Genomic DNA, 17,665 nt, shown 5'->3' with positions numbered 1-17,665 from the left:
TGCCTTAGCGGAGGTGAGGGAGACGCCTGTTACCCCGGTACAGGTGACCGGCACGGTGCTGACGACGCGCCGCGTCGACGCCTACCATGCGCTGACCGTGGTGGCGCCCGGCATCGCCGAGCGCTTCCGGCCCGGCCACTTCGTCGGGGTGGCCGTCGGCGGTGCCCGGACGTCGATGCTGACGCGCCGCGCCTTCTTCGTCCACGACGTCAAGCCCGACTACGGGGGTACGGTCGAGTTCGTCTTCTCCGTGCGCGGCCCCGGCACGGCCTGGCTCGCCGAGCGCCGTGCCCGCGACACCCTCGACCTGGTGGGCCCGCTCGGCCGCCCGTTCCCGCTCCCCAGGGACCCGGTGACCTGCGTCCTGGTCGGTGCCGAGCACGGTGCGGCGACGCTGTTCACCGTGGCCGACGCCCTCCAGGGGCGCGGCTGCCGCGTCGACTTCGTCCTCGGCGCGGTCTCCGCCGACCGGGTCTTCGGCGCCCTGCGAGCCAGGAGGATGGGGGAGACCACCACGCTCACCACCGAGGACGGCTCCCTGGGCATGCGCGGCCGGGTGACCGACGTGCTGCCGGGGGTGATCGCCGACGTGCGGGCCGACGCCGTCTACGCCTGCGGCCCGATGCCGGTGCTGCGCGGCGTCACCGCGGTGGCGGTCGAGTTCGACATCCCCGTCCAGGTGGCCGTCGAGGAGGGTATGGCGTGCGGGATCGGCGTGTGCATGACGTGCGTGCTGCCGGTGATCGGGGACGACGGGGTAACCCGGATGGTGCGCTCGTGCGTCGAAGGACCGGTCTTCAGGGGCGAGCGCGTCCGCTTCGACGACGTCGGCACGATCCCGTTCGACGCGCTGGGAGCACCCGGTGGGGGAACGCGGCATGCCGGTTGACATGCGGACGTACCTGGGGCACGTGGAGCTGGTCAACCCCGTCACCACGGCCGCCGGGTGCGCGGCGTCCGGCTCCGAGCTCGCCCAGTTCTTCGACCTGGCCAGGATCGGCGCGCTGACCACCCGGTCGATCACGATGGCCCCCAGGGCGGGCCGCCCGACCCCGAGGATGGCCGAGACGCCCTCGGGCATGCTCAACGCCGTCGGGCTCCAGGGACCGGGCGTGGACGCCTTCCTGGAGCGTGAGCTGCCCTGGCTGTCGCAGCGGGGCGTACGGACCGTGGTGTCCATCGGCGGCGGCACCGTGGCCGAGTACACCGCGCTGGCCCGCAGGCTCACCGACGCGCCCGGCGTCACCGCCGTGGAGGTCAACCTGTCGTGCCCCAACATCGAGGACCGCGGCCGGGTCTTCGCCCGCGACGGCGCCGCCTCCGCCGAGGTGATCGCCTCGGTGCGCTCGGTGATGCGGTACGACGTGCCCGTGGTGGCCAAGCTCTCCCCGGACGTCATGGACATCGTGAGCGTCGCTCGCGCGTGCGTGGACGGCGGGGCCGACGCGCTCTCGATGATCAACAACCCGCTCGGCATGAGCATCGACACCGAGGCGATGCGCCCCACGCTCGCGGCGGTCACCGGTGGTCTGTCGGGACCGGCCATCCGTCCGCTGGCCGTACGCTGCGTGTGGCAGGTCCACGCGGCCCTGCCCAGCGTGCCCATCATCGGCATGGGTGGCGTGCTCACCGGCAGGGACGCCTTCGAGCTCATCCTCGCCGGCGCCTGTGTCGTCGCCGTGGGGACGGCGCTGTTCCACGACCCCTACGCCTGCCTGCGCATCCTCCGCGAGCTGGAGGAGCTTCTGGCGGCCCGGGGGTTCCACCGGCTGGCCGACGCGGTCGGGCTGGCCCACCGCCCGCCGGGGGCGTCCACCCGGCACCGAATTGATCTTGAGGAGAGTTCCCTGTGACGCCCGCACCCATCGCCGTCGCCCTGGACGCGCCAGATCTCGAGACCGCGGCCCACTGGGCGAGCATGGTGACCCCGCACGTCACCACCGTCAAGGTCGGTCTGGAACTCTATCTCCGCTACGGCCCCGACGTGATCGCCTCCGTCCGTGGGGCGAGCGGAGTGCGGGTCTTCCTCGACCTGAAGCTCCACGACATCCCCAACACCGTCGCGGGCGCCGCGAGGGCCGTCGCCAGGCTCAAGCCCGCCATCCTGACCGTCCACGCCGCCGGCGGCCCCGCGATGATCCGGGCGGCTGTGGAGGCGATGCCCCACACCCAGATCGCGGCGGTGACGCTGCTCACCTCGCTCTCGGAGGCCGACCTGGACCTGATGGGTGTCAGGGGCCCCTCAGAGGACGCGGTGCGCCGCCTGTCGGCGCTGGCCGTCGCCGCGGGCGCCCAGGCCCTCGTCTGCTCGCCGCGCGAGGTCGCCGCGGTGCGCGCCGAGGTCGGACCCGACATCACCCTCATCACCCCCGGCGTCCGCCCCGCGGGCGCCGCGAGCCAGGACCAGGCGAGAGTGGCCACTCCCGAGCAGGCTCTGGCAGACGGGGCCGACCTCCTCGTGATCGGCCGCCCGATCACCGGCTCCGCCGACCCGGGCGCGACGGCCGCGGGCATCGCCGCCGCCCTGCGGCGGGTTTCGGCCGCCACGGGGCAGCGCGCCTGAGGACGGCCGGGATACGGCCGGGATTCCGTCGGGCGCTCGTGGGTCTCGTGGGTCTCGTGGGTGAGGACGGCCCGGGATCCGTCGGGCGTTCGCGGCTGGGGGGCGGCCCGGATTCCGTCGGGCGTTCGCGGCTGGGGGGCGGCTCGGGATCCGTCGGGCGTTCGGGGGTGAGGTGGTTCGGAAGGCCGGCCGGGGTCGCGGTCGGGTTCGAGGAGCGCCGGGCGTCGCGGATGAAGGTTTGGAAGCCGTCGGGTGTCGCGGGTGGTTTTTGAGACCGCCGGGCGTCGCGGACGGGGGTCCGCGGACCCCGGGCGTCGCGGGTGGGGTAACGCCGGAAACCACCCGGCTCCGCGCGCGAGGCGATGCGGGAAACCAGCCGGTTTCGCGTGTCGGGAGGCGTGGGAGACCGTCGGGCGTCGCGGGTGAGACAACCCCTGAAAACTCGGCGATGAGAGCAGTTTTGTCGACGGAAAGCGACATGGCGCGCACACAAAGTCACGAAGTAGATTTTCTAGGGGGATAAAGTGGCCTTGACGTTGCTTGAAGCGCCATGACCAGCTAGTTTCCCATCCCGTCCGAGTACATCGACAGGAAATTCGAGGTGACCCGGCGTGGCTCTTCCTCCCCTTACCCCTGAGCAGCGCGCCGCAGCCCTAGAGAAGGCTGCCAAGGCCCGCCGAGAGCGTGCCGAGGTGAAGAACCGCCTGAAGCACGGTGCGGTCTCTCTGGCTGAGGTGCTCAAAGACGGGCAGGCCGACGACGTCATCGGCAAGATGAAGGTTTCGGCTCTTCTGGAGTCGCTTCCCGGCGTGGGCAAGGTCCGCGCCAAGCAGCTCATGGAAAAGCTCGGCATCGCAGAGTCCCGCCGTGTGCGGGGTCTGGGTACGAACCAGCGAGCTTCGCTCGAGCGTGAGTTCGGCGGGGCCGAGAGCTAATCTCGGTTCATACGACCACGCTCGCCCCGCATGGGGGACGGCATCACGGGGGGTTTGGAGTGACCGCAACGTCGTGGTCCGACGAGAGTCGGACTCCGGAGGCAACCGCCGAGGGCGGGGCCGGTCGCTCCACATCCCCGGCCGTAGGTCCGGAGAGGGCGCGAGCCTTCCCCGGGCTCCCGGCAGGTAAGCGCCTGACGGTCCTGTCCGGGCCGTCGGGCGTCGGCAAGTCCACGGTCGTCGCCGAGCTTCGGCGGGCACACCCACAGGTGTGGCTGTCGGTCTCGGTGACCACCAGGAAGCCCCGTCCGGGGGAGACCCACGGCGTCGAATACTTCTTCGCCGACGACGAGGAGTTCGACCGCCTCGCCGCCTCGGGCGAGCTGCTGGAATGGGCCGAGTTCGCCGGTAACCGGTACGGAACCCCGCGCGGCCCCGTGATCGAGAAGCTTGAGGCCGGGGTGCCCACGCTGCTGGAGATCGACCTCCAGGGCGCCAGGCAGGTCCGCGCGACCATGCCCGAGGCCCTGCTCGTCTTCCTGGCCCCCCCGACGTGGGGCGAGCTGGAGAAGCGCCTGCGTGGCAGGGGCACCGAGCCCGAGGACGTCATCGCCCGCCGCCTGGCGGCCGGCCGGATCGAGATGGCCGCGGAGCAGGAATTCGACCTGACACTCGTCAACACGTCCGTCCAGGACGTATGCCATCGGCTGATAGCCTTGTTGGCTGATGCTCCCGAGGATTCGCACCTCGGACGTTCACCTAGCTAGGGGAAATCACACGTGGCAACCAGCGCCGCCTACTCCGAAGGCATCACCAACCCGTCGATCGACGCCCTGCTCGACATCGTCGACAGCAAGTACAGTCTCGTGATCTTCGGCTCCAAGCGGGCGCGTCAGATCAACGCCTACTACTCACAGCTCGGCGAGGGCCTGCTCGAGTACGTCGGCCCGCTCGTCGAGACCCACGCGCAGGAGAAGCCGCTGTCCATCGCGCTGCGCGAGGTCAGCGAGGGCCTGCTCACCTCCGAGCCGATCGAGGGCTGAAGCCACCTCGATGCGGACCCCCGAAGAAGCCGGGTCTCCTGACAGGCCCAGGGTCGTCCTCGGCGTGAGCGCGGGCATCGCCGCCTACAAGGCGTGTGAGCTGCTGCGCCTGTTCACCGAGTCGGGCCACGACGTGCGTGTCGTCCCGACCAGGGAGGCTCTCCGCTTCGTCGGCGAGCCGACCTGGGCCGCGCTGTCCGGCAACCCGGTCACGACCGATGTCTGGGAGTCCGTGCACGAGGTTCCGCACGTCCGCATCGGGCAGGGCGCCGACCTGGTGGTCGTCGCGCCGGCCACCGCCGACGTGCTCGCCAAGGCCGCCCACGGGCTGGCCGGCGACCTGCTGACCAACACCCTGCTCACCGCGCGCTGCCCGGTGGTGTTCGCCCCCGCGATGCACACCGAGATGTGGGAGCACCCCGCGACCCGCGCCAACGTGGCCACGCTTCGCGAGCGCGGCTCGATCGTCGTCGATCCCGCCGTGGGTCGCCTGACCGGCGCCGACACCGGCCCCGGCCGGCTGCCGGACCCGAAGGAGATCTTCGAGGTCTGCCGCCGCGTCATCGCCGGGCGTCCGGCCGACCTCGCCGGTCGCCGTCTGGTGATCTCCGCCGGGGGCACCCGCGAGGCGATCGACCCGGTCCGTTTCATCGGCAACCGCTCCTCGGGCCTGCAGGGTTACGCGCTGGCCCGCACGGCCGTCGCCCGGGGGGCCGAGGTCACCCTGGTGGCCGCCAACGTCGCCCTGCCCGATCCGGCGGGAGCCAGGGTCGTCCGGGTCGAGTCGGCCCTGGAGTTGCGTGACGCCGTGCTGGAGGCGGTGGAGGGAGCCGACGCCGTGGTGATGGCCGCCGCCGTCGCCGACTTCCGGCCTTCGGCGCGGAGCGGATCGAAGATCAAGAAGACCGCCGACGAGCCTGATGCCATCCATCTCGTGAAAAATCCGGACATCCTGGCGGAGCTGGGGGAGCGGCGCCGCGAGGGTCTCAAGCCGTACCCGCAGGTGATCGTGGGATTCGCGGCCGAGACCGACGACGTCCTCGCCAACGGGCGGGCCAAGCTCGCCCGTAAGGGCTGCGATCTCCTCGTCGTCAACCAGGTCGGCGACGGCCTCGCCTTCGGCACGCCCGACAACGCGGCCGTGGTCCTGGCCGCGGACGGGGGGCGGGTCGACATCCCGCGCGGGCCCAAGGAGTCCCTCGCCGACACGGTCTGGGATCTCGTCGCCGCACGCCTGGCCTGATCCGCGCCTCGGACGCGGACCGAGACCGGGCGGGCATCTTGTCACCGCGCGCCTGGCCTGACCCCTTGCCGTAGGCCACCTCCCGGCGGATACTTCGTCCGAGATGACCTGCGATGTCGCGCCTGGGAGGGGTTTCGATCATGCCGGTCGCCGCCGCCGTGAGGGCTCGATGCCGGGCGTTGCTTCCCCCGGGTGAGGAGATCCACTACGTCCTGCCGGCGCTGTCGGTGGGAAATCCGTGCATGGCGACCTTCCTCATCGTGGTCACCGATCGCACCATCTGCGTGATCTCCACCAAGTTCTTCGATCGTGACGCGCCGACCTCGGTGTACGCCACTCACTCCCGTCGCACCCGGCTCGGCCCGCTGGAGCTCTCCATGGGCGCGGCGATCGAACTCGGCGGGATGGTGTTCGAGATCGACGAGGAGTACGCCGCGGTGATCGCCGCCGCCGACGCCGAGGTCTTCGCCCCCGAGACGCTCCCTCCCGATCCGTTGCCCGATTTATGAGTAAGGGCGGGCTTTGGGGTACTTCGTCGCTGTGTTGCGGTCGAGCGCATCCCATGTGCCGGTCGCGGACCTTTCGATCCCGGCTCCGCACGGGACGGGGCTCTTTCCCGTATGCGAGCCGAGACTTTAAGGTGACACGATCTGAGACGATTTCGCGGCTCCACATCGGGTGGGGCTAGAATTCGCCGGAGCGCTACTGGTGTCCGCCGACGCCAGAGCCCCCAAACGCCAGCAGCCGCTGCATGAGGAGCCACTGACTTGTCCCGTCGCCTTTTCACCTCCGAGTCGGTCACAGAAGGCCACCCGGACAAGATCGCCGACCAGATCAGTGACGCGATTCTCGACGCCATGCTCAAGGGTGACCCCAAGAGCCGTGTCGCGGTCGAGACGCTGATCACCACCGGTCAGGTCCACGTCGCCGGAGAGGTGACGACGGAGACCTACGTCGACATCCCCGGCCTCATCCGGGAGAAGATCCTCGAGATCGGTTACGACGCCTCGCACAAGGGCTTCGACGGCGCCTCCTGTGGCGTGTCGGTGTCCATCGGCGCGCAGTCGCCCGACATCGCGCAGGGCGTCGACGACGCCTACGAGAACCGTGAGGGCGAGGCCGGCGACGACCTCGACCGCCAGGGTGCCGGTGACCAGGGGCTCATGTTCGGCTACGCCTGCCGCGAGACCCCCGAGCTGATGCCGCTGCCGATCCTGCTGGCGCACCGTCTCGCCGAGCGTCTGTCGCAGGTCCGCAAGGACGGCACGGTGCCCTACCTGCGCCCCGACGGCAAGACCCAGGTCACCGTCGAGTACGAGGGCGACACGCCCGTCCGGCTCGACACCGTGGTGGTCTCCACCCAGCACGCGGCCGAGATCGACCTCAAGGAGATGCTCGCTCCCGACATCAAGGAGCACGTGGTCGACCCGGTCCTCGCCGGCCTGGAGATCGCCACCGAGGGTTACCGCCTCCTGGTCAACCCGACCGGCCGCTTCGAGATCGGCGGCCCCATGGGCGACGCCGGCCTGACCGGCCGCAAGATCATCGTTGACACCTACGGCGGCATGTCCCGCCACGGTGGCGGCGCCTTCTCCGGCAAGGACCCGTCCAAGGTCGACCGCTCGGCCGCCTACGCCATGCGCTGGGTCGCGAAGAACATCGTGGCCGCCGGTCTCGCCGACCGCGCCGAGGTCCAGGTCGCCTACGCCATCGGCAAGGCACACCCGGTCGGCGTGTTCATCGAGACCTTCGGCACCGAGAAGACCGACGTCGAGAAGATCCAGCAGGCCGTGCTCGAGGTCTTCGACCTGCGTCCGGCCGCGATCATCCGCGACCTCGACCTGCTCCGCCCGATCTACTCGGGCACCTCCGCGTACGGTCACTTCGGCCGCGAGGGCTTCTCCTGGGAGTCCACCGACCGCGCCGACGCCCTGCGCTCCGCCGCCGGTCTCTGACCCGCACGTTCCAAGACGGCCCCCGCGAACTCCTTCGCGGGGGCCGTTCGTGTTCCCGGCCGCTGTCCCGCCCGGCGGGATACCGGATCACGACCGCGAAAGCGCGTCCCTCGACGGCGAGTGATATCACTTTCAAGGCTTCGATTGATATCATCGATGAATGAAGCAACTCCTTCTCCGCATCGATGACGATCTTCATCGTCGCATAACGCGAAGGGCCCGCCGCACCGGCCGATCCATCAACGCGACCGCCGGGGAGATCCTCGCCCACGGCGTCTCCGACGAGGCGCTGGACGCCCGGGCGGAGCTTCGCGCCCGAGCGCGAAGGCTCGGAGTGCTCGCCGAGCGACCCCCCTCCCCTCCCGTGACCGAAGCCGACCGGGAGCGCGCGCTCGCGGCCACCGAGGGCGCGGGACCGGTCCTCGACGACCTCTGGGCGGAAGGCCGCTGACCTCGTGCTCACCTACGTCGATTCCTCGGTTCTGGCCTGCGCCTACCTCCGCGACGAACCCGGTCACGACCGGGCCAGGGACCTCCTCGAAGACCCCGAACACCTCCTCGTCACGAGCACCTTGACCGTGGTGGAGGTGACCGGGCTGCTGGTCCGCGCCTCTCGCGCCAGGCGGCTGCTGGAACTGGACACCAGGCTTGCCGTACTGGCGGCGGACCTTGGAGAGGACGGCCCGGTCACGTTGCTGAGCGCTTCCCGTGACGCCGTGGAACGCCGGGCGGTGGAGATCGTCTACACCCATGCCCTTCGTGCGCTCGACGCCATGCATCTCGCCACCGCGGAGCTGGCGGCCGTGCCGCTTCTGGAGGAGCCGGGGGACAAGCTCGGCTTCGCCAGTCGTGACACCGCGCAGAGCGAGGCCGCCGCGGCGCTTGGTTTCACCTCTGTCTAGTACTCCGGTGACACTTCGGGATCATGGTTGGGATCTGCGCCGTTAGTGGCAGCGGTGGTCGATCAGCTCGACAAAGGCTTGCCGGTCCTGCTCGGAGAGGCTTCGAGAAGGTGTGGCTGCGCAGCACCGGCAGCGGCGGCGTGACGTACGTCATTCACCCGCCGGACCACCCGCCGCCTCCGACGACCTCAGGGGTGCCCGCGAACCGGTGAGCAGCGCCCTGGCGGATTTGCGGAACGCCGACACCAGGCGGTTGCGGTCGCCGGCCCGGGTCGCCAGCACGACGTGGCTCGGCTCGACGCCCTCCAGAGGGATCGAGGTGATGTCCGGGCGGAGGTTGACAAGGGGCGGGCCGCCTATGATGGCCACCACCTCCCCGGCGGCGATCAGCTCGGACTTGTCCTCGATGTCGGTGACGACGGGGCCGTCGGGGGCCGGGCGGCCGTCGGGCCTGGGATCGATGCGCCAGTACGCCTCCCAGGCCGGGTCCGGGTCGGCCAGTCGGGGCAACGGCTCGTCGGCGATGTCGGCGAGCGTCACGGATCCCCTGCCCGCCAGGCGGTGGTCGCGCGAGAGCAGCAGCACGCGCGGCTCGCCGTAGAGGATCGTCACGTCGAGCCCGTCGGTCGCCAACGGCAGCCGGGTCACCACCGCGTCCACACGGTAGTCGAGCAGAGCGGGGCGCGGCTCGTTCCAGGCCACGTGTGAGGTGCGTACGTCGGCATCCGGATGCAGGCGGCGCAGTTCGCGCACGGCCGGCGTGACGATGAGGCCCATCGTGTACCCGATGGTGATCCGGCTGGGCCGAGCGGCGGCGCGGGCCTGCGCCGCCGCCTGGGCGGCCGCGTGCAGCAGTGTCTTCGCGCGGGGCAGGAAGACCTCGCCGGCCTCGGTGAGTCGCGTGCCCTGCGGGGTTCGGTCGAGCAGGAGGGCGCCCAGTTGCCGCTCAAGGGCGCGGATCTGCCGGCTCAGCGACGGCTGGGTGATGTGCAGGGCCTCGGCGGCGCGGCCGAAGTGCCGGTGCTCGGCGACGGCCGTGAAGTAGCGCACGAGCCGCAGATCGAGATCGGGCGACTGGGGCATGCCCGCAGCCTACTGCGGTGATGCCTGAAACGTATCGCCCGATGAGCGACAGGCCTTGGACGCCGCACGGCACCGGCTCCGACGATGGGAACACCGCTGAAGAAGGAGATCATCATGCGTGTTTTCGTCACCGGCGCCACGGGTTTCGTGGGGTCCGCCGTCGTACGTGAGCTCATCGAGGCCGGGCATCAGGTGACCGGTCTGGCCCGTACGGATGAGGCCGCCGCAGCGTTGAGGGCCGCCGGAGCCGAGCCCCACCCCGGCTCGCTCGACGACCTCGCCGGCCTGCGCGACGGGGCCGCCGCCGCCGACGGCGTCATCCACCTGGCCTTCGTGCACGACTTCGCGAACTTCGAAGCCGCCAACCAGACCGACCGGCGAGCCATCGCGGCGCTCGGCGAGGCGTTGGCGGGGTCCGGCCGGCCGCTCGTGGTCACCTCGGGCACCGGCCTGCTCCCGCCCGGCCACGTCGGCACCGAGAAGGACGAGCCGGGGACGCATTCGCCCCGAGGGGCGGCCGAGCAGGTGGCGCTGTCGTTCGCGGAGCGCGAAGTGCGGGTCTCGGTAGTGCGGCTGCCGCTGGTGCATGGAGAGGGTGACCCGGGGTTCGTCGCGGCCGCGATCGGCATCGCCCGCGCGAAGGGTGTTTCCGCGTACGTGAGCGACGGCGACCCCCGGTGGCCGAGCGTGCACCGGCTGGACGCCGCTCACCTGTACCGGCTGGCCCTGGAGGAGGCTCCCGCGGGCGCGCGGCTGCACGCCGTCGCCGAGGAGGGTGTGCCGGTACGCGACGTCGCCGGCGTCATCGGGCACCGGCTCGGCGTGCCGGTGACCGCGATCCCCGCGCGGGAGGCGGGCGAGCACTTCGGCTGGCTGGCCTCCTTCGTCACGCTGGACATGCCGGCCTCCTCCGCCCTGACCCAGAAGCTGCTGGACTGGCGTCCCGGCCTACCTGGGCTCATCGCCGATCTGAACGCGGGACACTACTTCAAGAGCTGAGCCCGCAGCTTCGCCGGTCATTCCTGCTCGGTCCTGACCGGCCGGCAGCAGAACGCGGCGATCGGTACCTACGTGCGCCGGCGCAACGCCCGAGCCCAGCCCAAGACGAACTTCGCCGTCGGCTCACCCATCCGCAGCTGGACCGGTTACCCAACCAAGGTTGCGTGACGGGCCACCAGAAGGCCAAGGAACGCCCCGGTCGTGCTGCCCCGAGGGGACGTCACATCAAGGTCTTAAGTGGGCTTTTAGGGCCCGGAGGCCAGACTCCAACCCGATCGCAAATCATGTCCAAGGGGTGTCGCCTAACGTCTCCCTGGACGTTAGACCGGGAGCGTCCGGGTATCGAGACGCGTACGCAATATGCGCCTCAGTTCCTCCCGGCTTTCCATGGCGAAGTATCAAGGAGCAGCTCATGCAGATCGGATATACAGTCCCGCAGTACGGCGCCTTCGCCGACCCGGATTTCATCCGGCAGGCCAGCGCGGATCTGGAGGCCATGGGTTACAGCAGCCTGTGGGCGGGTGATCGGATCATGGTGCCGCTCGAACCCAGCGACCCCTACCCGGGAGGAGACGGCGAGATCCCTCCGGCCTTCGCGACGTTCTTCGACCCGCTGACCGCGTTGACACTCGCCGCCGTCAGCACTCGGGAGGTCAGGCTGGGAACCAGCACGCTCAACGCGCTGTGGCAACCGCCGGTCCTGCTCGCCCGCATGCTGACCTCGCTCGACCTGCTCAGCCACGGACGGCTGGACGTCGGCATCGGTCTCGGATGGCTGCGTGACGAATACACCGCGACCGGGGTGCCCTGGCAGGGGAGGGGAGCCCGGCTCGAAGAAACGCTCGACGTGATGGAGGCCGCCTGGAGCAGTGAGGTCGTCGAGCACAAGGGTGCGCTGTGGACCGTGCCGCCGTCGCACATCGACCTCAAGCCCTTCCAGCGGCCGCGCCCCCCGATCCTGCTCGCCGGTTACACGCCCTCGTCCATGGAGAGGATCGGCAGGCGAGCCGACGGCTGGCTGAGCGCGGCGATACCCATGCCCTATCTGACCTCCCTGTGGGATATGGCGCTGCAGACCGCGGCACGCGTCGACCGGGACCCGTCGGCCCTGCGAATGGTGGTGCGCGTCAATCCGAAGATCACCGATTCTCCCGCGCCCGACGACCAGGTACCGCACGTCGGAACCGTGCGGCAGATCGGTGACTACCTGCTGACCCTCGCCCAGGCCGGTGCCCACGAGGCGTTCGTCGACCTGCAGACGACGACGTCCTCACGCGATCAGTTCATGGACGTCGCGCATGAGCTCATCACCAGGCTGAACGCCGGCTGAGAATTCGAACTCCGAGCAGGCCCCAGTGCTCATGACGGCCCGCTCGTCATGAGCACTCGGGGGATGCGGGGTGCCTCTCGCCGGTGAACTGGGCCCAGACGGCGTGGCCGTGGGACCGGGTGCCCTGGCAGCCGACCCGGGAGGCGAGGGCGACGACCAGGGGAAGACCTCGGCCGCCCTCGCGGAGAAGGGTGGGGTGGAGGAGAGTGGGGACGGCGCCCTGGCCGGAGTCGTAGACCGTCACGCGGGTGACCTCGGGCCTGCGGACGACCTCGACGACGAACGTGCCGTACGGTCGCCCGCTCGCGGTGTGGCGGATCGCGTTGGCGGCGAGCTCGGCGACGACCTGCTCCGCGTCCTGGCCGAACGGGGAGTCGACCAGGAGAAACCGGACGAAGCGTCGAGCCTCGGGAACCTGACAGAGATGACCGGGGAAGGTCCGCCGCCAGGTCATGCCGCCCGGGCTGAGCCGTACCATCGCCTCGATGAGTTCCGGGGCCACGCCGTCGTGGGCAGTGGTCATGCGCGCTCTCCTGCTCTCCTGGTCAGGGGAAAATCGTTGGCAGAACAGTGGCCCGGCGCTCCCGTGCGGTAGCCCTCCGGGACGCCGTCGATCGGATACTCCGCGTACAGCAGTTCTGACCTGCGAGAACGCCGCGTCCAGCGGTCGAGGATCCCCACTTCCCCCACGGACTGTCATTCTCCGTAACCGTGGGCATACGATCCGTGTGTGTTCGGGGAAGGGAGTCGAGGATGCCCGGAGAGGGATACCGGATCCTGCTGGGATGCAGGCGGCGCAGCGAGGCGCTGAGGGCCTGCCGCCTCACGTTCGACCAGATCGCCGGGGTGTTCGCCCTCGATCACCAGGTCAGCCCGTTGCGCCTGTACCGCTACGCCCACGGTCGCACCGCGGGCGACGTGGTGGCCGCCTACAACGACCTCGACCCCGCGGGCACCGCGACCCTGCGCGCCGCGCGCTTCTACGACTACGAGGCATGGCCGCAGGCCGGGCGACGTCCCGGTGCCGGGGCGATCGCCATCTTCGCGCGCATCTACCAGACCACCGCCCGCCGCCTGGTCACCGACGAGGTCTACGCCTCCTACGGGGTACGCGACCGCGACCTGATCGACCAGACGGATCACCGTCACCTCGACGCGCACTACCGCCGTGAGGTGTCCGCGCCGGCCATCCCGGGAACCAAGGGAACGAAGGCACTTCCCCCACTCGTTCCCGCGCCCACCCTCTGCGCCGACCTGCTGCGCGCGGTCGGCGCAGAGGAGGCCGACGTGAAACGCCGCGAACTGCTCTTCGAACTCGCCCTGCTCCTGGGCGGAACCCCGGCCCTGGGCCTGCTGCGCCACCTCACCCCACCGGAACGGGAACGCCTGGCAGCGGCCGCCCGCCACCAGCACCCGATCGACGCGGCCACCATCGACGTGCTGGAGCGACTCACGGCCCGGCTGTGGGCCATGGACGAGGCATCCGGCCCCCAGCGGGTCCTGCCGATAGCCGAGGCCAAGCGCGTCATGGTCGACGACCTGCTGAAACGGGGCTCTCTCACCTCACCTCTGCGTGAGCGGCTGCTGCGCCTTTACTGGAGCCTGAGCCACATGACGGGCTGGTGTCACTTTGATTTGAGGGACTACGCCGTTGCTGCTCGTCGGTATGCCGAAGGGCTGACAGCGGCCCACGAACTGCGTGCTCCTGCCCTCCTTGCTCATCTGCACGGGCTGGCGGCCTACATGGCGCTTTATGAAAAGAAGCCCACGGTGGCCATGGACCACGTCTTCGCCGCTGAAGGCTGGGCCAGAGAGAGCGGCAACCCCCTACAGCAGGCGGCGACCTCCATCCAGGTGGCTCGGGTGATCTCCAGCACCAGGCGAGACCACGGCGGGCTCCGACTCCTCGATCGCGCCACCGACCTGGCGGGCGCGAAGCCAAATGATCCGAACCTCCGTCACCTGTTCTGGCTCACCCAGGATCGCGTCGCTTCCTACGGTGTGTTCTGTCTCCTTGAACTCAAGCAACCAGACCGGGCGATAACCGAAGCCGAGCGGCGGCTCGCCAGGATGGGGGCCGACTCTGTTCGGGAACGGGGCATCCTGCAACTGGAATACGCAACCGCCTTGATCCAGAAGCGCGAGATTCCCGAGGCTGTCGCGGTGATCGGTCAGGCCACGAACATCATCACGACTCACAGCTCCGAGAGGCTCGCGAAGTCCGTCCGACAGGTGCGCGCCCGGCTTCAGCCATGGGCGGAGAGCAGACATGTTCGAGATCTGGACGAGCGACTACGTTCTCTGGCCATCGTGAGTGACGTTTAAGGAATTCTGCCTGGAAATTTCATAACTCTCGGACATCATGGGAGCTAAGTGATGTCGGCCGACGTGGACGGTGAGATTCGTGGCGCATCCTGCATTCGCTCGTATCGGGTCAGCTATGGTCGCTGCCCTGGGAGTGCTGGCCCTGGGGGCGTGCTCCTCCGATCCTCCAGGGCCGACGGCGGCGCAGGCCGAGATGACACTGAAGGCGGACATCGACTGGTTGATGAATCTGATTCAAGCGGAAGATGTCAAAGTGACAAATGAAGGTGGCAGGAACATTCCTTGCGGGGAAGGTAAGTCCAAGCGGACGTATGGAATTACTGGAGTGAGCACATCCAGTGTGGATGATCCGGTAGGTACGCTCAATCTGTTGGCCGGCGGCCTGATCAAGCGAGGCTATAAAGTCGCTTCTGCTGATCCGGTGGCGCCGCGTGACGAGCTGGTCAAGAAAGAGTCGTACGTTAAAGTGGTGACCACTTCGCCCAAAGAAAAAAACTTCGTTCTCTCCGGGGAAACCGAGTGTCTAAGAACCTCTTGATGCTGTCGTCACCCCCATGGTGCGGGGTTATCCCTGGTTTTTCCCTTTGCGCCGGTGAAGAGGAGGTCGATTTCTGCTGCGGCTTCTCCGGCTGTGCTTTTGTCTCCACTTCCCGAGCCGTTGCTGATCAGCCAGTTGGCAAGGTTCTTCAGTGCCTTCGGATCCTTTGCCAGCGTGCCGAAGGGGAGGAGGTTCCCATTGGCTCCGGTGATGGGTGGATCGCTGAAGGCGGGGTCGCTGGGAGGTACCTTGTACGAGAACCCGTAGCGCTTCAGCTCGTGAAATATCCAGTATTCGCTGCCCAAGGTGGCCAGGCGGTTGCTCTCCTTGAGCTTGTCCAGGCGGGTTCCTTCGATGTCCTTGTGCGAGTCGATGGTCTCGCTCGCGGTCTTGCTGATCATCAACCAGATCAGCTCGTCGGCCCCGTCCATCTCGACGAGAGGACCCGAGAGGTCAAACAACGCGGCACCCCCCTCCCCGATGCCGAACCCTACGAGGTCGACGCCCAGGCCCAAGAGGAAGAAGATTCGGTCCCGCACCTTCTGGTCGTACTCATCCATTTTCCCCTGGACTTCGTTCGCGGCGGCGATCTGCATTCCTGCCAAATAGCCCAATCCCATGAAAGCGCGCCCCATGTATTCAGTGTTCTTTCCCTGGTCCTTTGCTGCGGCCGAGTCCATGAGATGTCTGGAGAACTTCCCCATCCCCTCCGTGAATGGCTTCATCCGCTCTACGGAGTCGGCAAATGTCTTCATGAACCGATAAGTGTCGCCTGGACTGAGAACGAACTTCGGTTTGAGTCCCAGAATGAGCGTGTCTGTCTTGTCGAAAACGCTGTCCTTGGTTCGGTTGGCGTCCCGAAAGCTGGCGCCCTCGATCATTTCGGCGGGGTAGGCGCCCGCGAGCATCGACATGAAGATTCTCGCGCCCTTCGCCACCTCCATCGGCTGCCCCTCCGGATTGCGGAAGTCCGCTTCCGTCCGGAGATTGCCCATGGTCGTCATGGCGTTGAAGGCGAATCGCACCGCCTCGGGGCCAGGGGAGCGCTTCTCGAAGACACCGGCTCCGGCGGCGAGCATCCGGCCGAACTCCGCCTCCGGGGCGAAGGCGATCTCGTCGTGCTCGTTGGTGTAGAGGGCGACCTCCCGGTTGAGTGCGGAGAACAGGTCCTTGCGATCTTCGGGAGACATGCCGTTGAACAATGCCCTGGCCGTTTCCGGATTGTTGGCCAGAGCGGACAGGAAGTGGCTCAGGTCGGCGGCCTGGCGGGTGAAGGCCCCGGCGCCGGGGGATCTCTGGGTGAGGGGACGGATCACCTTAGCGAGCCACGTGAAGGGGAACCTGCCATGGCCGAGCACCAGGCCCAGGTTGCCCGCCTGTATCTTCCTGAGGTTCTCCGGCTCCCAGGACGGGCCGAGCGTTTTCGGGCGCCGGGCCACCGCCGTGGCGAGGGCCTCTCCCATGGTCTTCCAGTGCTTCTTGGCGGATTCTCCGTGGTAGTCGTTCAGTTTCCTGAGCGCGGCGGCCGCGCCCTTCGGGCCGAGGGTGGCGAAGAATCCCGCGGTGAAGTCGGGGTCCTGCCGCCTCTCGGCGAGTTGGCCGAAGATCCCGTCATAGAGTTTCTTGGAGGAATAGGGAGTCGGGTGCCCCTGGGCGGCGAGGGTCTCCGCGAGCTGCCTGCCCTCGTTGGTGGCGAGAGCGGATCTGGCCAGGGTCTTCTCGTCGAAGGCGATGAGTCCTTCGCGCCCCGGTCCCGGCGTGAGGCCCGGCAGACCAGGACCGGTCAGGCTTGGGGCCCAGTTCGTCAGGAGGTCGGGCTCCTGGATCAGCTGGTTTCGTCTGCGCAATCGCGGGATCTCCTGGTCCAGCCAGCCTTCGATCTCGCGGATCGGCAACGCCGCGGACCGGTCGGCGTCCACCGAGGAAAGCAGCCGGAGGATCGCCGGGAGCTGCTCACCTATCACCTTTCGCGCATGCTCCAGTGAGGCGATGAATTGTTCCATGAGCTCTGGGTTGATTCCAGAGTATTCATCCGGAGATGACCCGTTTTCCGATGGAGCAGGCGAGCTCGGTCCCATATCGAAAGTCTCCCGCCGAAGGCAATCCCCGATTTTACTTTAGGCGTCCGGATCGCAGCCGGATAGGAATTTGATTGTTCGGGAGCCTTGGGAGTAGCGGTCTCGGTGGGGGTGCCTTCGTCGTCTAGATCGACTCGCCGAGGTCTTGGGCAATCCAGCCGGGGGTGTCGAAGCGTATGGGCATGGCGCCCACGAGGGCGGTCAGGTGTGTCTCAAGGGCCGCGAGCTCGGTGGCGCCGATCTGCTGTTCCCACTGATCGCGCAGTTCGTCGAAGATCGCTTCACCTTGTCGCAGCACGTCGAAGCCGAGCGCGGTGACCTCAAGGCGTTTGCGGCGGGCGTCGAGGGGGTCCGTGTCGCGTGTCACGTATCCGCGTTCCTGCAACACCGAGATGGTCCTCGCCGCCGACTGCTTGGAGATCGACAGGCGGCGACCCAGTTCTGAGGCGCTGTCGGCTCCCGCGGCGATGGCCCGCATGGCGAAGTCATGGATGGGACGTACGTCCTCGTAGCCGCGCCGGGCCAGCTCGGCGATCGCCGCGTCGACGAGTGTGCGGAAGCCTCCGAGCAGTAGCAGTGCCAAATCGGCGCCAGAGCGGGACATGGGAGCAGGCTACCGCAGCGTTTGGACAAACGACAGTCTGGGTGTCTATTATTCGACACCCAGACTG

The 17,665-nt window shown here is 68.5% G+C and carries 19 protein-coding genes; 15 read left to right on the top strand and 4 right to left on the bottom strand.

Annotated elements, in window-relative coordinates; translation table 11 throughout:
- Nucleotides 1-13 precede the first annotated feature (13 nt).
- The 11 genes from ACFY3V_RS01940 (at nucleotide 14) to ACFY3V_RS01890 (ending at nucleotide 8,641) form a co-directional block, all read left to right on the top strand.
- Nucleotides 14-889 (top strand): dihydroorotate dehydrogenase electron transfer subunit, encoded by an 876-nt coding sequence (locus ACFY3V_RS01940; RefSeq protein ID WP_389769027.1) that lies wholly within the window; start codon nucleotides 14-16, stop codon nucleotides 887-889.
- Nucleotides 879-1,853 (top strand): dihydroorotate dehydrogenase, encoded by a 975-nt coding sequence (locus ACFY3V_RS01935; protein WP_350948042.1) that lies wholly within the window; start codon nucleotides 879-881, stop codon nucleotides 1,851-1,853. Before ACFY3V_RS01940 ends, ACFY3V_RS01935 begins: the two co-directional genes overlap by 11 nt.
- Entirely contained in the window at nucleotides 1,850-2,563 is a 714-nt protein-coding gene (gene pyrF / locus ACFY3V_RS01930) for an orotidine-5'-phosphate decarboxylase (protein WP_350948043.1), read from the top strand. The genes ACFY3V_RS01935 and pyrF overlap by 4 nt, the downstream gene beginning before the upstream one ends.
- A 611-nt stretch (nucleotides 2,564-3,174) precedes the next feature.
- The gene (mihF, locus tag ACFY3V_RS01925) at nucleotides 3,175-3,498 is read left to right on the top strand and encodes an integration host factor, actinobacterial type (RefSeq protein ID WP_350948044.1); all 324 of its coding nucleotides are present in this window, start codon (nucleotides 3,175-3,177) and stop codon (nucleotides 3,496-3,498) included.
- Nucleotides 3,499-3,692: 194 nt separating this feature from the next.
- Nucleotides 3,693-4,265, top strand: coding sequence for a guanylate kinase (gene gmk, locus ACFY3V_RS01920; protein ID WP_350948144.1), 573 nt, complete (start codon nucleotides 3,693-3,695; stop codon nucleotides 4,263-4,265).
- A 12-nt stretch (nucleotides 4,266-4,277) separates the two neighbouring features.
- On the top strand, nucleotides 4,278-4,541 hold the full coding sequence (gene rpoZ, locus ACFY3V_RS01915) for a DNA-directed RNA polymerase subunit omega (protein ID WP_030909981.1): 264 nt from the start codon (nucleotides 4,278-4,280) through the stop codon (nucleotides 4,539-4,541).
- Between the two features lie 10 nt (nucleotides 4,542-4,551).
- Nucleotides 4,552-5,784 carry a bifunctional phosphopantothenoylcysteine decarboxylase/phosphopantothenate--cysteine ligase CoaBC gene (gene coaBC, locus ACFY3V_RS01910; RefSeq protein WP_362895562.1) on the top strand — a complete coding sequence of 411 codons (1,233 nt, stop codon included), beginning with the start codon at nucleotides 4,552-4,554 and terminating at the stop codon, nucleotides 5,782-5,784.
- A gap of 113 nt (nucleotides 5,785-5,897) precedes the next feature.
- On the top strand, nucleotides 5,898-6,293 hold the full coding sequence (locus ACFY3V_RS01905) for a hypothetical protein (protein WP_362895560.1): 396 nt from the start codon (nucleotides 5,898-5,900) through the stop codon (nucleotides 6,291-6,293).
- A 258-nt stretch (nucleotides 6,294-6,551) separates the two neighbouring features.
- The gene (metK, locus tag ACFY3V_RS01900; protein ID WP_350948047.1) at nucleotides 6,552-7,739 is read left to right on the top strand and encodes a methionine adenosyltransferase; all 1,188 of its coding nucleotides are present in this window, start codon (nucleotides 6,552-6,554) and stop codon (nucleotides 7,737-7,739) included.
- A 160-nt stretch (nucleotides 7,740-7,899) separates the two neighbouring features.
- Nucleotides 7,900-8,190, top strand: a complete 291-nt coding sequence (locus ACFY3V_RS01895) for a hypothetical protein (protein ID WP_350948048.1) — start codon at nucleotides 7,900-7,902, stop codon at nucleotides 8,188-8,190.
- Nucleotides 8,191-8,194: 4 nt separating this feature from the next.
- Complete coding sequence (locus ACFY3V_RS01890) at nucleotides 8,195-8,641, top strand: type II toxin-antitoxin system VapC family toxin (protein ID WP_362895556.1); 447 nt, start codon at nucleotides 8,195-8,197, stop codon at nucleotides 8,639-8,641.
- A 150-nt stretch (nucleotides 8,642-8,791) separates the two neighbouring features.
- Here ACFY3V_RS01890 and ACFY3V_RS01885 read toward each other — a convergent pair whose 3' ends face one another.
- Nucleotides 8,792-9,724, bottom strand: coding sequence for a LysR family transcriptional regulator (locus tag ACFY3V_RS01885; protein ID WP_362895554.1), 933 nt, complete (start codon nucleotides 9,722-9,724; stop codon nucleotides 8,792-8,794).
- Nucleotides 9,725-9,838: 114 nt separating this feature from the next.
- Here ACFY3V_RS01885 and ACFY3V_RS01880 point away from each other — a divergent pair, with 114 nt between their 5' ends.
- Nucleotides 9,839-10,723: an SDR family oxidoreductase gene (locus ACFY3V_RS01880; RefSeq protein ID WP_389769018.1), complete on the top strand. Its 885-nt coding sequence runs from the start codon at nucleotides 9,839-9,841 to the stop codon at nucleotides 10,721-10,723.
- A gap of 412 nt (nucleotides 10,724-11,135) precedes the next feature.
- A complete protein-coding gene (locus ACFY3V_RS01875) occupies nucleotides 11,136-12,053 on the top strand; it encodes a TIGR03619 family F420-dependent LLM class oxidoreductase (protein WP_362895550.1) in 918 nt (305 codons plus the stop codon).
- A gap of 46 nt (nucleotides 12,054-12,099) precedes the next feature.
- Here the strand turns inward: ACFY3V_RS01875 and ACFY3V_RS01870 are convergent, their stop codons facing one another.
- Nucleotides 12,100-12,576, bottom strand: coding sequence for an ATP-binding protein (locus ACFY3V_RS01870; protein ID WP_389769015.1), 477 nt, complete (start codon nucleotides 12,574-12,576; stop codon nucleotides 12,100-12,102).
- Nucleotides 12,577-12,806: 230 nt separating this feature from the next.
- Here ACFY3V_RS01870 and ACFY3V_RS01865 point away from each other — a divergent pair, with 230 nt between their 5' ends.
- Both ACFY3V_RS01865 and ACFY3V_RS01860 read left to right on the top strand, forming a co-directional pair.
- Complete coding sequence (locus ACFY3V_RS01865) at nucleotides 12,807-14,378, top strand: hypothetical protein (protein ID WP_389769012.1); 1,572 nt, start codon at nucleotides 12,807-12,809, stop codon at nucleotides 14,376-14,378.
- A gap of 115 nt (nucleotides 14,379-14,493) precedes the next feature.
- On the top strand, nucleotides 14,494-14,916 hold the full coding sequence (locus ACFY3V_RS01860; RefSeq protein ID WP_350948055.1) for a hypothetical protein: 423 nt from the start codon (nucleotides 14,494-14,496) through the stop codon (nucleotides 14,914-14,916).
- 8 nt (nucleotides 14,917-14,924) lie between these two features.
- Here the strand turns inward: ACFY3V_RS01860 and ACFY3V_RS01855 are convergent, their stop codons facing one another.
- Both ACFY3V_RS01855 and ACFY3V_RS01850 read right to left on the bottom strand, forming a co-directional pair.
- Complete coding sequence (locus ACFY3V_RS01855) at nucleotides 14,925-16,919, bottom strand: hypothetical protein (RefSeq protein WP_350948056.1); 1,995 nt, start codon at nucleotides 16,917-16,919, stop codon at nucleotides 14,925-14,927.
- 199 nt (nucleotides 16,920-17,118) lie between these two features.
- Complete coding sequence (locus ACFY3V_RS01850) at nucleotides 17,119-17,598, bottom strand: MarR family winged helix-turn-helix transcriptional regulator (RefSeq protein WP_389769008.1); 480 nt, start codon at nucleotides 17,596-17,598, stop codon at nucleotides 17,119-17,121.
- Nucleotides 17,599-17,665: the final 67 nt, after the last annotated feature.

The sequence above is a fragment of the Streptosporangium sp. NPDC000095 genome, from assembly GCF_042899335.1.
Lineage (GTDB): Bacteria > Actinomycetota > Actinomycetes > Streptosporangiales > Streptosporangiaceae > Streptosporangium.
This window is presented reverse-complemented; position numbering and strand designations above follow the sequence as displayed.

What these genes read in the sequence shown, in the direction of transcription:
- ACFY3V_RS01850 (WP_389769008.1), bottom strand. Translation starts at nt 17,598, where the DNA reads ATGTCCCGCTCTGGCGCCGATTTGGCACTGCTACTGCTCGGAGGCTTC.
- ACFY3V_RS01880 (WP_389769018.1), top strand. Translation starts at nt 9,839, where the DNA reads ATGCGTGTTTTCGTCACCGGCGCCACGGGTTTCGTGGGGTCCGCCGTC.
- coaBC (WP_362895562.1), top strand. Translation starts at nt 4,552, where the DNA reads ATGCGGACCCCCGAAGAAGCCGGGTCTCCTGACAGGCCCAGGGTCGTC.
- ACFY3V_RS01875 (WP_362895550.1), top strand. Translation starts at nt 11,136, where the DNA reads ATGCAGATCGGATATACAGTCCCGCAGTACGGCGCCTTCGCCGACCCG.
- ACFY3V_RS01895 (WP_350948048.1), top strand. Translation starts at nt 7,900, where the DNA reads ATGAAGCAACTCCTTCTCCGCATCGATGACGATCTTCATCGTCGCATA.
- ACFY3V_RS01885 (WP_362895554.1), bottom strand. Translation starts at nt 9,724, where the DNA reads ATGCCCCAGTCGCCCGATCTCGATCTGCGGCTCGTGCGCTACTTCACG.
- ACFY3V_RS01855 (WP_350948056.1), bottom strand. Translation starts at nt 16,919, where the DNA reads ATGGAACAATTCATCGCCTCACTGGAGCATGCGCGAAAGGTGATAGGT.
- ACFY3V_RS01870 (WP_389769015.1), bottom strand. Translation starts at nt 12,576, where the DNA reads ATGACCACTGCCCACGACGGCGTGGCCCCGGAACTCATCGAGGCGATG.
- ACFY3V_RS01860 (WP_350948055.1), top strand. Translation starts at nt 14,494, where the DNA reads ATGGTCGCTGCCCTGGGAGTGCTGGCCCTGGGGGCGTGCTCCTCCGAT.
- ACFY3V_RS01905 (WP_362895560.1), top strand. Translation starts at nt 5,898, where the DNA reads ATGTCGCGCCTGGGAGGGGTTTCGATCATGCCGGTCGCCGCCGCCGTG.
- ACFY3V_RS01935 (WP_350948042.1), top strand. Translation starts at nt 879, where the DNA reads ATGCCGGTTGACATGCGGACGTACCTGGGGCACGTGGAGCTGGTCAAC.
- ACFY3V_RS01865 (WP_389769012.1), top strand. Translation starts at nt 12,807, where the DNA reads ATGCCCGGAGAGGGATACCGGATCCTGCTGGGATGCAGGCGGCGCAGC.